General features: G+C 77.8%; 10 protein-coding genes and 1 pseudogene. 3 read left to right on the forward strand and 8 right to left on the reverse strand.

The window, feature by feature from the left end; all coding sequences use genetic code 11:
* Nucleotides 1-507: 507 nt before the first annotated feature.
* Nucleotides 508-624: pseudogene (locus FRAQA3DRAFT_RS38410) on the forward strand (NAD(P)-dependent oxidoreductase); the annotation flags it as partial.
* Nucleotides 625-746: 122 nt separating this feature from the next.
* Here the strand turns inward: FRAQA3DRAFT_RS38410 and FRAQA3DRAFT_RS04585 are convergent.
* From FRAQA3DRAFT_RS04585 to FRAQA3DRAFT_RS04620, 8 genes are all read right to left on the reverse strand, one after another.
* Nucleotides 747-1,832 carry a glycosyltransferase family 9 protein gene (locus tag FRAQA3DRAFT_RS04585; protein WP_232291916.1) on the reverse strand — a complete coding sequence of 362 codons (1,086 nt, stop codon included), beginning with the start codon at nucleotides 1,830-1,832 and terminating at the stop codon, nucleotides 747-749.
* A 32-nt stretch (nucleotides 1,833-1,864) separates the two neighbouring features.
* On the reverse strand, nucleotides 1,865-2,533 hold the full coding sequence (locus FRAQA3DRAFT_RS04590) for an SDR family oxidoreductase (RefSeq protein ID WP_035922210.1): 669 nt from the start codon (nucleotides 2,531-2,533) through the stop codon (nucleotides 1,865-1,867).
* Nucleotides 2,534-2,609: 76 nt separating this feature from the next.
* Complete coding sequence (locus FRAQA3DRAFT_RS31235) at nucleotides 2,610-4,808, reverse strand: PfkB family carbohydrate kinase (RefSeq protein WP_009737897.1); 2,199 nt, start codon at nucleotides 4,806-4,808, stop codon at nucleotides 2,610-2,612.
* 2 nt (nucleotides 4,809-4,810) lie between these two features.
* Nucleotides 4,811-6,040, reverse strand: coding sequence for a glycosyltransferase (locus FRAQA3DRAFT_RS04600; RefSeq protein ID WP_009737898.1), 1,230 nt, complete (start codon nucleotides 6,038-6,040; stop codon nucleotides 4,811-4,813).
* Nucleotides 6,037-7,140, reverse strand: coding sequence for a glycosyltransferase family 9 protein (locus FRAQA3DRAFT_RS04605; protein ID WP_009737899.1), 1,104 nt, complete (start codon nucleotides 7,138-7,140; stop codon nucleotides 6,037-6,039). The genes FRAQA3DRAFT_RS04600 and FRAQA3DRAFT_RS04605 overlap by 4 nt, the downstream gene beginning before the upstream one ends.
* A complete protein-coding gene (locus FRAQA3DRAFT_RS04610) occupies nucleotides 7,137-7,724 on the reverse strand; it encodes an HAD-IIIA family hydrolase (protein WP_051054548.1) in 588 nt (195 codons plus the stop codon). The genes FRAQA3DRAFT_RS04605 and FRAQA3DRAFT_RS04610 overlap by 4 nt, the downstream gene beginning before the upstream one ends.
* A gap of 194 nt (nucleotides 7,725-7,918) precedes the next feature.
* Nucleotides 7,919-9,061 (reverse strand): glycosyltransferase family 9 protein, encoded by a 1,143-nt coding sequence (locus FRAQA3DRAFT_RS04615; protein ID WP_232291917.1) that lies wholly within the window; start codon nucleotides 9,059-9,061, stop codon nucleotides 7,919-7,921.
* 11 nt (nucleotides 9,062-9,072) lie between these two features.
* The gene (locus tag FRAQA3DRAFT_RS04620) at nucleotides 9,073-10,392 is read right to left on the reverse strand and encodes a glycosyltransferase (RefSeq protein ID WP_009737902.1); all 1,320 of its coding nucleotides are present in this window, start codon (nucleotides 10,390-10,392) and stop codon (nucleotides 9,073-9,075) included.
* A gap of 245 nt (nucleotides 10,393-10,637) precedes the next feature.
* Between FRAQA3DRAFT_RS04620 and FRAQA3DRAFT_RS04625 the strand changes: the two genes are divergently transcribed.
* On the forward strand, nucleotides 10,638-11,744 hold the full coding sequence (locus FRAQA3DRAFT_RS04625) for a glycosyltransferase family 9 protein (protein ID WP_009737903.1): 1,107 nt from the start codon (nucleotides 10,638-10,640) through the stop codon (nucleotides 11,742-11,744).
* Nucleotides 11,741-13,327: a D-glycero-beta-D-manno-heptose 1-phosphate adenylyltransferase gene (gene rfaE2, locus FRAQA3DRAFT_RS04630; RefSeq protein ID WP_009737904.1), complete on the forward strand. Its 1,587-nt coding sequence runs from the start codon at nucleotides 11,741-11,743 to the stop codon at nucleotides 13,325-13,327. The genes FRAQA3DRAFT_RS04625 and rfaE2 overlap by 4 nt, the downstream gene beginning before the upstream one ends.
* Nucleotides 13,328-13,575: the final 248 nt, after the last annotated feature.

Genomic DNA, 13,575 nt, shown 5'->3' on the forward strand with positions numbered 1-13,575 from the left:
AGAAGCCCTTGAGAGGCCCCCAACAGGATGAGCCGGCAGGATGCGGTGGCGGACGACGCGGGCAGCGGCCGAAGTCCGGGCTGGTGGTGGCCGGGCGGGCAGAGAGGGCTCTGAGGGGCATCGCCTGGCGTGCGGCGGGGGTGGCGGGGGACCGTTGAGCTGGTTCCGCCGAACACCATGATCGGCTGCCGGCTGCCGGCTGCCGGCTGCCGGCTGCCGGCTGCCGGCTGTCGGCTTCGGGTCCGGGTCGAGGAGCCGGTTCCGCGGAACACCATGATCGGCTTTCGGCTTCGGGGTCAGGTCGAGGTTCCGGATCGGGGGCGAAGGCGGATCGCAGGCCGGGGCCGGATCGGGGACGAAGGCGATCCGGTCTGGTGGTTCGTGGCGGTTTTCTGTCGGTGGCGGGTGGGACGATGCCCGGGTCCGATGATCGACGACACCCCTGGCCCGGTGATCACGATGATGACGGTTCCGCCAGCCGATGAGACGTACTCGTCTAGCCCTTCGCGCACCTCTGCGGCGAACATCCGCAGCTTCTTCTGGGTGACCAGGGCGGCCCTGGCGCATCTGCCGGACGGCGCGTCGATCGTCAACACGGCGTCGGTGAACGGACTGCGGGGCAACCCGCCAGCTCGCCTCGCGCGCCTGCCCTGCCCGCGTGCCACCCTGCCCTGCCCGCGTGCCACCCTGCCCTGCCCGCGTGCCACCCTGGCCGCGTGTCACGGGGTGCACCGGCAGGCCGGAGCTCAACGTGTGCGGGTCCGGGCGGGGGTCGCGAGTTCGTCGACGGCGGCCAGGACGTCCGCCGGGGTGAGGGCCAGCAGGCCGGCGTCGGGTGTCGGGGCGAACGGGTCGCCGCGCCGGCCCGCCCACAGGGCACGGTGCTGGGGCCGGCCCGGCGGCGGCCCCCAGACCGCCGGCGGTACCGGCCCGAAGACGAGGACGGAGGCGGTCCCGTAGGCGGTGGCGAGATGGCCGACGCCAGTGTCGGCGGCCATGACGAGCCGGGCCTCGGCGACGAGTGCGCACAGGTCGAGCAGGTCGGTGGCTCCGGCCAGCACGGCCGCGGGGCCGAGCCCGGCCCCGTCCGCCACCTGCCGGGCGAGTGCCGACTCCGTCGCCCCGCCAGTCACGACGAGGCGGTGCCCACGGTCGGTGAGTCCGCGGGCCACGCGCACCCATCGCTCGACCGGCCAGCGCCGCGCGGGCGCCGCCCCGCCAGGATGCACCACCGTCACGCCGGCACCCGCCACCCTGAGCCCGCGCGGGCGGGCGAGCCTGAGGTCCTCGGGATGCGCGAGCGTCAGGTCGTGGGGGTCACAGGGCACGCCGTACGCGGTGAGCAGCCGGCACCACCGCGCCACCTCGCGCTCCTCGGGGTGTTCCCCCGGCAGGACCGCGCCCCCGTGCCCCGCCCCGGCCCGCCCGGCGGCCTCCCACCGCGGGCCGTCCGGCAGGTCGAATGCCCACAGCGCGCGCGGCCGGGTGGCGCGCAGCGCGGCGGTGGACTGCGGGCCGCGGCCATGCAGGTTGACGGCGAGCTCCGGGCGCGTGGCCCGCACCGGTCCGAGTGCTGCGGTGTCGAGCACGGCGTCGACGGCCCCGGACAGCAGCGCCACCGGCTCCAGCCAGCGGGGCGCGGCGAGCACGATGTCCACGCCCGGGACCGCCCGGCGCAGGCCGCGCAGCGCGGGCAGGCCGGTGAGCAGGTCACCGAGGCCGAGGGCCCGCAGCACCACGAGGCGCCCGCGCCGGGCGTCCCGCCGCGCGGCGTCCCCGCGAACGTCGTCGGTCACGGGAACGTCGTCGGTCACGGGAACGTCGTCGGTCACGGGAACGTCGTCGGGCTTGGAAAAGCCGGCGCTCAAGGGTAGGACGTCTCCCAGGACGACGTCACCACCAGCTCCCTGATCTCGCAGCCGGGGGGCTGGGCCAGGGCGAACAGCACCGTGCGCGCGACGTCCTCGGGCCGGTTGAGCTTGGCGTCGGGGCCGGGCTTGTACTGCTCCTCGCGGTCGTCGAAGAAGGCGGTGGTCATCCCGCCGGGAACGAGCAGCGTCACGCCGAGGCGGCCCTTGAACTCCTCGGCGAGGGCCCGGGTGAACCCGACGATGCCGAACTTCGACGCGCAGTACGCCGACGCGTCGCCCGCGACCCGCAGCCCCAGGGTGGACGCGCAGGTCACGATCCGCCCGGCCGACGCCTCCAGGCGCGGCAGCGCGCCGCGGATCACCGCCGCCGTGCCGAGCAGGTTCACGCCGACGATGCGTTCCCAGCCGGCGCCGTCCAGCGCGCCGAACGGTGCCGGGCGGTCGGTTCCCGCCGCGGTGAACACGCCGTCGAGCCGGCCGCCGGTCCGCTCGACGAGCCGCCGGGTGGCGAGCTCCGTCGCCCGGCCGTCGGCGAGGTCCACGATCTCGTGCTCGGCGGACGGGACCGGCATCCGGTCGAGGGCGAGGGGAGTTCCCCCGGCGTCGCGCACGGCCGCGACGACCGCGGCCCCCAGCCCCGAGGCCCCGCCGGAGACGAGGATCGTCCCGACGCCGCCGGGGAGACCCGCCGGGCCACGTGCCGGCGACGGGTTCGTCGTCCTCGCGTCGAGGGTCACGTCAGGTGCCGCCACGGCGCACCGCCTCTCTGATCATCGATGTGGTGGAACGGCCGGCGAGGTAGGGCAGGACGACCGCCTGCCCCTGCCACGACTCGACCACCTTCGCCTCCGGCAGGTCGCCGGCCGCATAGTCGCCGCCCTTCGCGAACACGTCCGGGCGCAGCTGCGTCAGGACCGGCGCCGGCGTGTCGTCGTCGAAGACGACGACCGCGTCGACGCTGCCCAGGGCCAACAGCACGGCAGCCCGATCCGCCTCGCTCACCAGCGGCCGGTCCGGCCCCTTGAGCCGGCGGACGGACGCGTCGCTGTTCAGGCAGACCACGAGGCAGTCGCCGAGCCGGCGGGCGGCGGCGAGGACGCTGACGTGGCCGGCGTGCAACAGGTCGAAGCAGCCACCGGTGCTGACCACCACGCCGCCGCGGGCGCGGGTACGCCGCACCACCTCCCGGGCCGCCGCCATGCCGATCCCGCCGTCGGTGTGGCGTCCCGGCGCGGGAGGCGTCGCCGACACGCCGCCGGCGGCGAGGAACGCGCCGGCTGCCCGGGTCGCGGCGACGACCGCCTCCGACGGCAGCGCCCCCGCGCCCAGCAGGGCCGCGGCGGTCGCGGCGAAGCGGTCCCCGGCGCCGCACGGGTCGGCGGCGACAGGCTCGGTGGGCGCGACGAGGGGCGGACCGTCCGCCGGGCCGACGAGCACGGCGCCCCGCTCGCCCAGGGTGACCGCCACCGCGCCGGCGCCCCAGCGGGCCACCAGCCGGCGGCCGCGGGCGGTGGCCTCGGCGATGGGATCGGGGCGCGCCGGCGTGGCGGCGGTGAACGTCCGGGCCTCGGCGAGGTTCGGGGTGACCAGCGTGGCGCCGCGGCATGGCTCGCCGCCGCGCGGATGCGGATCCCAGACGAGCGGCACTCCACCTGTCCGGCCCGCGAGGGCTGCCGTCACCGACCGCTCGCGGACCAGCCCGCGGCCGTAGTCGCTGACGAGAATGCCCCGGGCGGCGGCCAGGGTCCGCCGGCCGGCGTCGGGCAGTCCGCCGCGGACCGGGCCGCCGCCGCCGCGGTCGAGCCGAAGCAGGGTGTTCGGGCCGGCGCACAGCCGGATCTTCTGCGGGGTCGTGCCGGTCAGGCCGAGGTCGACCACGGCGATCCCGGCGTCGGCGAGCAGCGCGGCGAGCCGCCGGCCGGCCTCGTCGCCGGCCAGCGCGGTGATGAGCACGACGTCGGCGCCGTTACCCGCGGCCAGCAACGCGGCCAGGCCCGCCCCGCCCGGTCGGGCGGTGTCGGCGGTCTCGTCGAGGACGGGAACCGGCGCGTCGGGAGCCAGCCGCTCCACCCGGCCGGCGACGTCCCGGTCCAGCAACGCGTCGCCGACGATCACCAGCGGTCCCGAACGCGGCCGGCCGGCAGTCCCCGCCCGCGTGACCGGCGAGGAACCGGCGGGCGAGGAACCGGCGGGCGAGGACCCGGCGGGTGAAGGCCCGGTGGGTGAAGGCCCGGCGGGCTGGGAGTCGGCGGGTTGGGAACCGGCGGTCGACGAGCGGACCGGGGCGACGCCGAGCGCCGCGTCACAGGCCGCGCAGAGCAGGTGCACGGAGACGAGATGGGTCTCCTGCACGGTGGCCGTCGACGCCGCGCCGGGGAAGATGGATCCGAACGCGACGACCTCGTCGCAGGCGGTCGCGAGCGGGCTGTCCGCCGCGCCGACCAGCCCCCAGATCGCCATGCCCAGCTCGCGGGCGGCCTCGGCCGCGCGCAGCAGGTTGGCGCTGCGGCCCGAGGTGGACAGCAGGACCAGCACGTCCCCCGGCCGGCCGTGGGCGCGGACCTGGCGGGCGAACACGTCGTCGTAGCCGAAGTCGTTGCCGATCGCGGTGAGCGAGGAGGTGTCGGCGTGCAGGGCGATCGCGGACATCGGCGGCCGGTCGTCGCGGAAACGGCCGACGAGCTCGGCAGTCAGGTGCTGGGCCTCGGCGGCCGAACCGCCGTTGCCGGCGGCGAGCAGCCGCCCGCCGGCGGGCAGGACGGCGGCGAGGCGCGCACCCCAGGCGGTGAGCCGGTCGACGTCGACGTCGTCCAGCGCGCGGCGAAGCGCGGCGACATGTTCGTGCCCCGACGGCAGCGGCCGGCGGCCGGAGCTGGCGGACCCCTGCGGGCCCGGCCGGGCGGTCGCGGCCGGCCACGGGTCGCGATGCGCAGCCATCGTCATACCCTCGCGGGCAGGTCGGGGGCGCCGAGACGCCCCGGGCCGCACGCGGCCAGCCGCTCGTAGCCGGAGAGGGTGAGCGCGGCCACCCGGTCCCAGGAGAACAGGCAGCGGGCCCGCAGGGCGCCCTGCGCGCCGAGTTCGCGCCGCCACGCCGGATCGTCGATCAGCTCGGCGAGGGCCTCGGCGATCCGTTCCGGGGAGCGGGGCGGGACGTGCAGGCCGGTCATGCCGTCCACGACGGTGTCGACGAGGCCGCCGACGGCGGAGGCGACGACGGGTACCCCGCAGGCCATGGCCTCCAACGGGACGATGCCGAACGGCTCGTACCAGGGCACACAGGTGACGACGTCCGCCCCGCGGTACAGCGCCGGCAGCTCGGCGTGGTCGACCCGGCCGAGGAAGCGCACCCGGTCGGCGACGCCCAGCTCGGTCGCGAGCCGGCGCAGCCGGCCCACCTCCGCGTCGCGGTCGATGCCCGCCGGGGCCGGCCCGCCGGCGACGACGAGCTCGGCCCGCGGCAGGTGCGGCAGGCTGCTGATCACGTTGCCGACGCCCTTGCGTTCCACCAGCCGGCCGACGGACAGCAGCCGGACGCGGTCGGCCGACCTCGCTGCGGCCGGGCCGTGGGTGGTGAACAGGGACAGGTCGACCCCGCACGGCACCACGCTGATCCGCTGCCGGGGCGCGCCCATCCGGATGAGTTCGAAGACCTCGTCGGTGCAGGTGGCGACGAGATGGTCGACGTCGGCGACGAGCCGGCGTTCCAGCGCGATGCGCGCCGGCGGCGAGGTGTCCTTGCGACCCTGGTGGCGGCGCTTGACCACACCGAGGGCGTGCATGGTGAGCACGACGGGGACGCCGAGCGGGCGGGCGGCGCGCAGCGCGGCGAGGCCGGACATCCAGAAGTGCGCGTGGACGACGTCCGGGCGCTGGCACTGCCACTGGCGGTGCAGGTCGGCGGCGAAACCGTCCATGTAGGGCAGCAGCTCGTCCTTGGGCACGTAGCACGCCGGCCCCGCGGGGACATGGTCGATCCGCACGCCGGCGCCGTGGCGCACATGCCGGGGCAGCTCGGGATCGTCGCGCCGCGTGTGCACGGTGACCTCGACGCCGCGGCGAGCCAGCGCCGTCGCGAGGGCGGCGACGTGCACGTTCTGTCCGCCCGCGTCGACCCCGCCGAGGGCGGCGAGCGGGCTGGCGTGCTCGGAGACCATCGAGACGTTCATCGGGATGCCTCCAGGGCTTCCGGGCTGGTCGGGCCGGCGGCCACGGCCGGGCCGGCCGGCGCGGTGGCGGTGGCGAGGAGGGTCTCGACGGCGGCGACGACCTCGCCCGGCTCGACCCGGCTCAGGCAGGGGTGGCCGGGCACCGGGCAGTCCCAGGCCCGGCAGCCGGCGCAGCCGATGTCCTGGTCGCCGAGCAGCACCCGGCGCGGGGTGTGCGGCTGCCATCGTTCCGCCGGGACGGTCGGGGCGAACAGCGAGACGACCGGCGTGGCCACGGCCGCCGCGAGATGCGCGGGTCCCGTGTTGCCGACGACGACCGCCCCCGCCCGGTCCAGCACGCCGGCGAGCGCCGCGAGGTCCGTGCGTCCGCCGAGGTCGCGCACCCCCGGCAGCCGGCCGGCGACGGCGGCGGTCAACGGCGTCTCGTCCGCCGCGCCGGTCACCACGACCCGGTGGCCGCGACCGGTGAGATGGCGGGCCAGTGCGGCGAAACCCGCCGCGTGCCAGCGCCGGGCGGCCACCGAGGCCCCCGGATGCAGCACGACGTAGGGCCGGGCCCCCGGCGGGACCGCGCCGACCAGCGGCGTCGGGTCGGGCAGCGGCCGGCGGATCGCCAGCATGCCGTCGTCGCCGGCGGGCAGCGGGTAGCCCAGCGCCGCCGCCGTCGACAGCGCGCGCGCCACCTCGTGCAGCCCGCGCTCGGGCAGCCGGTGACGGACGTCGAGCAGCGTGCCGGGATAGTCCTCGGCGGCGGCGGCGATGCGCCCGACACCGGCCATCCGCAGCACCAGCGCGAGCGGCAGCGGGCTCTGGTGGAACGACGTGAGGATCAGCGCCTCGTCGTGGCGGCCGGCGGCGAGCCGGTCGACGAGGCCGTCGACGTCGTCGCGGCGCACCGGCGGCGGCGTCGGGTCGATCCAGGGGCAGCGCCAGACGAGCACCTCGTCGACGCCGGGCAGCAGGCCGGCGGCGGCCCGCCCGCGGGGTCCGACGAGCAGCGTGACGCGCGCCGCCCGCGCGGCCACCGCGCGGACCGCCGGTCCGGACAGCAGGACGTCGCCGTCGCTGTCGAGCCGGGCGACGAGGACCCGCCCGCTCACGGCCCCACCCGCGCCGCCGCGCCGTCGCCGAGCAGCCGGTCGACGACGGTGAGCAGGTCGGCGGCGACCTCGCTGGCCGCGGCGACCTCGCTGGCCCGGGTCATCGGCGTCGGCACGAGCACGCCGCGCATGCCGGCCGCCGCGGCGGCGGCCATGTCCGCGCCGATGTCCCCGACAAACGCGCAGTCGCGGGGGTGCACGCCCAGCCGGCCGGCGGCGGCGAGCAGCAGCGTGGGGGCGGGCTTGCGGCAGGGGCAGCCGGCGTCCGGGGCGTGCGGGCAGACGAGGACCGGGCCGAGCCCGCCGAGCAGATCGTCGAGCCGGCGGTTGACCGCGTCGACCTGACGGCCGGTGAGCAGGCCGCGTCCGATGCCGCTCTGGTTCGACACGACGGCCGTCGGCACGCCGGCCGCGCGCAGCCGCCGCAGCGCCGCCGAGGCCGTCGCGACGGGCTCCACCCGATCGGGATCGCCGTTGTAGGGCACGTCGACGCACAGCGTCCCGTCCCGGTCGAACAGCACCACCCGCACCCGTTCGGGCACTTCAAGCGCGCAAGCCTGCGGCAGGACATTCGAGTTGCACACGGGAACGGTCTGTCCGGTCACGGATACTGGGCTGCCCTGGCGAACGTCGCCAAAACTACTACTCTCCGTAGCTAGGTGTGGATAGGGGGTTGCGGGGACGGTCGAGGGGTGTCGGGCGCCGCCCGGGCGGCCCCGCCGTCTGCCTCGGCCCGTCCTGCGTCACCGGTCCGGCTGGCCCTGACGCTCCTGGCCGGTCAGGCGGCCGCCGCGCCGGTGGCCGCGGCGACAGCGCGGGCGACCCGCTCGGCGCTCAGGTCAGCCAGGCAGGCCGGGCCGTCCGGGGACAGCGGGCAGCGGGCCGTCCACCAGCACTCCTGCTCGGTGATCGCGAGCGGGCGGCGGACCGGGCAGCCCGGCAGGCCCTGCAGGTCCGCGCCGCGAGCGCGCCGCGGGCGGCCGACGCCGATGATCGCCCCGAGGCCGGCCAGCCCGTAGCGCCCGGCAGGGCTGGGCCCGAACAACGCCACGGTGGGGGCGCCGACCGCGGCCGCCACGCGCACCGGACCCGTGTCGCCGCCCACCACGACGCCCCCGCACTCCGCCACGGCCGCGCACAGCCCGGCGAGCTCCCGCAGCGACAGCGCGGGCACCGCCACCGCTCCCGGCACCGCCGTCCCGTGCGGGTGTAGCAGCGGGTGCCCGCGGGCGGCGAGCAGGCGGGCGAGCTGGGCCCAGCGCGGCGCCGACCACCGTTTGACCGCCATGCCCACGTCGGGGACCAGCAGCACGGGCGCGCCCCTACCGGCCCCACCGGCCCCACCGGGCCCGGCGGGCCCGGCGCCGCCGAGCGCGGCGAGCCGGCGCCGCCCCGCCGCGAGCTCCCCGGCGTCCAGAGCCACCCGCCCTGGCGGGAACCGGCCGGTCAGGCCCGGCTCGGGCTGGCCCCCCGCGGGTTGGCGGGCGTCGTCGGCGAGCCGGATCCAGCCGTCGGCGGCGAGCAGTCGCACGTACCGGTCGCCGATCGGCTCGTGCGGGCCGGGGCCGCGCCACAGATCCGTCACCGCGAAGCGGGGCCGACCGGCCCTGATCGCCGCCGGCACGCCACTGTGCCGGGTCGTCGTCACCGCGAGATCCGGTCGCCGTCGCGTCACCGCGTCGCGGACGGCGGTGTGCACGGCGTGGGCGTGATGGTCGGTCAGTGGGAGGACCTCGGCCACTCTCGGGTCGCCGCGCAGCAGCTCGGCGGCGGGGGTGAAGGTGAGCACCCGCAGCCGTGCGCCGGGCTTGCTGTCGGCGAGCAGGTGGATCGCGGGCAGGGCGATGAGCAGGTCGCCGATGCCGCCCAGCAGCTCGACGAAGAGGATCTCGCCGATCTCCGCGCCCCGCGCGGCGGTCATCGGGGTCGCGGTCATCGGGGTGGCGGGCCTGCGCCCGCGAGCACCCGGCGGTACAGGTGGGTGTGCGCCGCGCCGATCGCCTGCCACGAGCGGTCGGCGACCAGGCGCTGCCCGCCGGCCGCCAGCCGCGCCCGCAGCGCCGGATCGCCCAGCGCCCGGCGCAGCGCGCCGGCCAGCGGTGCAGGGTCGCGCACCCGGTCGGCGACCAGCACCGTCCGGCCGTCGATCAGCGCCGGATCGGGCGGATCCGCGGCGGTGACGATCGTCGCCAGCCCGTGGGAGAGAGCGGCGGCCAGCGCCCCGCTCTTCGTCGTCACCCCGGCGGTGAACGGCAGCACGCACACGTCGGCCGCGGCCAGGATCTCCGAGACCTCCTCGGCCGGCAGATGCCCGGTGAAGGTGACCAGGTCGCCGGCGCCGGCGGCGTGGGCGTGCTCGGCGAGTTCGCGGCGGAACGCCGCCGCCTCGGCCACGGGCAGCGCGAGCGAGGTGAATCCGCCGACGACCGCGAGGCGCAGCCGCGGCCGCTGCGCGCGCAACGCGGCGACCGCCTCGATCAGGTAGCGCACGCCCTTCACCGGGTGGACGAAACCGAAGAACACCGCCACCTCGGCGTCGGGCGGCGCGCCGAGCCGGGCGTGCAGCCGGGCGCGTGCCGCCGTCCGCGCCGCGGCCGCCGGGCCCGCGGCGAGCGGGGCGACGCGGGGGATGTTCGCGGGGACCGGCACCGTCTGGGCGATCCGGCCGAAGCGGGCGCGCACGGTGGCGGCATGGTCGGGGTTGGTGACGACCAGCGCCTGGGCCCGCGGGACGAGGGTCAGCGTCTCCCGATCCCACCAGCCACGCCGTTCCGGTGCCCGCCACAGCGCCGCCGGCAGCCGCGACGGCCACGCCCACCAGCCGTACTCGTGCAGCGTGGCCACCCAGGGGGCGGCCACCCCGGTCAGGACGGGCAGCAGGCCCGGGGCCGGGGAGAACCCGAACGCCGACGGCGCGAACTGCACGTGGACGACGTCCGGCCGCAGGCGCCGCAGGGCCGTCGCGGCGGCGCGCAGACCCGCCGGCCCCCAGCCTCGTCCGGTGGCGACCACCGGCAGCGCGCCGGTGTCGCCGTCGAGGCGGCCGGAGGTGACCAGCACGGGTTCGACGTCGCCGGGCAGCGCCGCGGCGAGGCGCACGGTGTAGTCGGCGACGCCGTCCTCGGCGGTGGCGAGGTTGCCGCAGACGAGGGCGACCCGTGGCCGGCACCGGCCTGCCGCCGGTCGGTGCCGGCGGGCGGCGGGTGGTCCGGCCGGTGCCTCCGGCGCGCCTCGGCGAGCTCTCCCGGGCATGCGGGAGGCCCTACCCGCTCCCGCGGCGCATCACCATCCAGGACCGCGGCGACCATCCAGGACCGCGGCGACCATCCAGGACCGCGGCGACCATCCAGGATCGCGGCGACCATCCAGGACGGCGGCGCCTCCACGGCTGCGGGCCGAGGCGGACGGCACCACAGGAAATTACGGAGAGTAGCAGTTTTGTTGCCGAGGGCTCGGGAACTGGGCGGGGGAGCGCTGCCGACGGAGGGGAGGCAGGCGTGGGATCGACGCGACGGCCGGATGTGCCACGAGCCGCGCATCCGGCGGCCGGCCGCGGTGGCCCGCTGGATCTCGCCGCCGCCCGCCGGATCCTGGCGGTGCGCCCGGACAACCTCGGCGACGTCGTGCTGCTCACCCCGGCGCTGCGGGCGCTGCGGGCCGCGGCGCCCACGGCGGGGCTGGACCTGCTGACCTCCCCGGCCGGCGTCGCCGCCGCCCCGCTCATCGACGACGTGGACGAGGCGCTCGTCGCCTCGGTGTGCTGGCAGGACGCCGGAGGGCGGCCCGTCGAACCGGGCGAGCAGGCCCGACTCGTCGACACGCTCGCCGCGCGCCGCTACGACGCCGCCGTCATCTTCACCTCGTTCTCGCAGTCCCCGTGGCCCGCCGCGTTCGTGTGCGCGCTGGCCGGGGTTCCGGTGCGGGTCGGCGCGTCGCGGGAGTTCGGCGGCGCGCTGCTCACCCACTGGGTGGACGACCTGCCGGGCGGCGTCCACCAGGTCGACCGGGCGCTGCTGCTGCTGCGCCGCGCCGGCCTGCCCGCCGCCGACGGCCATCCCCGCCTCACCGTGCCGACGCAGGCACGGGCCCGGGTGCGCCCGCTGGTCGAGGCCGGCCCGTACGTGGTGCTGCTGCCCGGCGCGAGCTGCTCGTCGCGGCGCTACGATCCCGACCGGTTCGCCCAGGTCGCCGGCCTGCTCGCGGGCGCGGGACTGCGCGTCCTCGTCGCCGGGACGCGGGGCGAGGCGGCGCTGGTCGACCGGGTGCGCGCCGGGGCCGGGCCGGCCGGGCAAGGGCTCGCCGGATCCCTCGACCTGCCGGCGCTGGCCGCGTTGCTGAGCGGGGCGGCGGTCGCCGTCACGAACAACTCCGGTGGCGCGCACCTCGCCGACGCCGTGCGCGCGCCCGTCGTCACCCTCTTCGCCGGTACCGAACGGGAGGCCGAGTACCGCCCGCGCGCCACCCGCGCCGTCGTGCTGCGCCGGGAGACGCCGTGCTCGCCGTGCCGTGCCTTCACCTGCCCGTTCGAGCAGGAATGCCTGGACCTGGCGCCAGCCGAGGTCGCCGCCGCCGCGCTGGGTCTCTGCGCCCGCAGGCCCGCATGACCGGCGCGGGGCGGCGCTGGGCCGCAGCGGCCGATGGCGGGCTGCGCGGCCTGCTCGACCGGTTCGCCGACCTCGACCTGCTCGTCGTCGGCGACGCGATGCTCGACGCCTGGCTGTGGGGGCCACCGCGGGGGTTGTCCCGGGAGGGCCCGGTGCCGGTCGTGTCGGTGACGGCCCGCAACGAGTCCCCGGGTGGGGCGGGCAACGCGGCGCTCGCCGTGTCGGTCGTCGGCGCGCGCGCCCGCCTGGTCGGCATCGTCGGCGACGACGCGGACGGCCGGCGCCTCGGCGAGCTGCTCGACGCGGGCGGGGTCGGCACCGACGGCCTCGTGGCGGAGCCGGGCCGCGCCACGCTGGCCAAACGGCGGATCTGCTCGGGCAGCCACCTGCACCTGCGCTGCGACACCGGCGATGAGACCCCGCCCGCGCCCGCCACGGCCGCCGCGCTCGCCGCCCGCGTCGCGGCGTCGGCGCCGGCCGCCTGCGCCGTGCTGGCCTGCGACTACGGCGCCGGGATGTACACGCCGGAGCTGATCGACAGGGTCGGTGCGGCGGCGCACGCGGCGGGGCGATGGCTCGTCGTCGACGCCCACGACCCGGCCCGCTGGGCGGCGGCCCGGCCCGATCTGGTCAAGCCGAACGCCGGCGAGGTCGTGCCGCTGCTGCCGCACGACGCCCGCGACGCGTTCGCCCGCGACCGGGTCGGCACCGTCCGCCGCTGCGCCGGGCCGATCCTCGCGGCCAGCGGCGCCCGGCTCGCCGCGGTCACCCTCGACCGGGACGGCGTCGTCGTGCTGACCCAGGACGACGAGCCGTGGCACCTGCCGGCCGGCACCGACGCCCCCGACGAGCGGACCTCGGGCGCCGGCGACACCTTCATCGCCGCGATGGTCCTCGCCCTCGCCGCCGGCGCCGCACCGCGCGCCGCCGCCGGGCTGGCCTCGCTCGCCGCCTGCGCCGCCGTGTCCACGCCGGGCACCGGCACCTGCTCGGCGGCGGATCTGCGGGCCCGACTGCTCGCCGCCGGCGACGACTACCTCGACGACCCGGCAGCCGGCGGGTCCGGCGGGTCCGTTCTGGTCGGCGGGGTCGGCGGGGTCGGCGGGGTCGTTGTGGACGCCGCGGGGCTCGCCGACGCGGTCGTGGCGCACCGGGCCCGGGGCCGGCGGATCGTGTTCACCAACGGCTGCTTCGACGTCATCCACGCCGGTCACGTCGCCTACCTCGATGCCGCCCGCCGCCTCGGCGACGTCCTCGTCGTCGCCGTCAACAGCGACGCCGGCGTGCGGCGGCTCAAGGGCCCGGACCGTCCGATCAACGGGCTGGCCGACCGGCTCGCGGTGCTCACCGCCCTCGCCGCCGTCGACCACGTCGTCGTGTTCGACGACGACACCCCGGCGCAGCTCCTGCGCGCCCTGCGGCCCGACGTCTACGTCAAGGGCGGCGACTACACCGAGTCGATGCTCGCCGAGGCACCGCTGGTCCGGGCGCTGGGCGGCGAGGTGCGTTTCGTCGACTACGTCGCGGACCGGTCGACGTCGGACCTGCTGGGCCGCATCCGGCGCGGGGCGGCGCTGCCGTGACCACGTCTGCCAGGGTCGGGCCTGCCGTGACCGGGCCTGCCGTGACCGGGCCTGCCGTGACCGGGCCTGCCTCGGCGTCTCGCCGGCCGCCGGCGGGCGGGCTGGACGTGCTCATCCCGACCTGCGGTCGACCGACGGCGCTGGCGGTGACGCTGGCCGGGCCCGCGAACCAGACCGCCGACGGGTTCCGCGTCGTCGTGTCCGACCAGAGCCCCGGCGCGCCCGCCGCCGACGCGCCGCAGGTGCGG

It is taken from the genome of Frankia sp. QA3 (assembly GCF_000262465.1).
In the GTDB taxonomy this organism is placed as follows: domain Bacteria; phylum Actinomycetota; class Actinomycetes; order Frankiales; family Frankiaceae; genus Frankia.

Bases quoted from the DNA above. Each gene is read 5' to 3' on its own strand.
- FRAQA3DRAFT_RS04620 (WP_009737902.1), bottom strand. From the start codon at position 10,392: ATGCCCGGGAGAGCTCGCCGAGGCGCGCCGGAGGCACCGGCCGGACCA.
- FRAQA3DRAFT_RS04615 (WP_232291917.1), bottom strand. From the start codon at position 9,061: ATGACCGCCGCGCGGGGCGCGGAGATCGGCGAGATCCTCTTCGTCGAG.
- FRAQA3DRAFT_RS31235 (WP_009737897.1), bottom strand. From the start codon at position 4,808: ATGGCTGCGCATCGCGACCCGTGGCCGGCCGCGACCGCCCGGCCGGGC.
- FRAQA3DRAFT_RS04600 (WP_009737898.1), bottom strand. From the start codon at position 6,040: ATGAACGTCTCGATGGTCTCCGAGCACGCCAGCCCGCTCGCCGCCCTC.
- rfaE2 (WP_009737904.1), top strand. From the start codon at position 11,741: ATGACCGGCGCGGGGCGGCGCTGGGCCGCAGCGGCCGATGGCGGGCTG.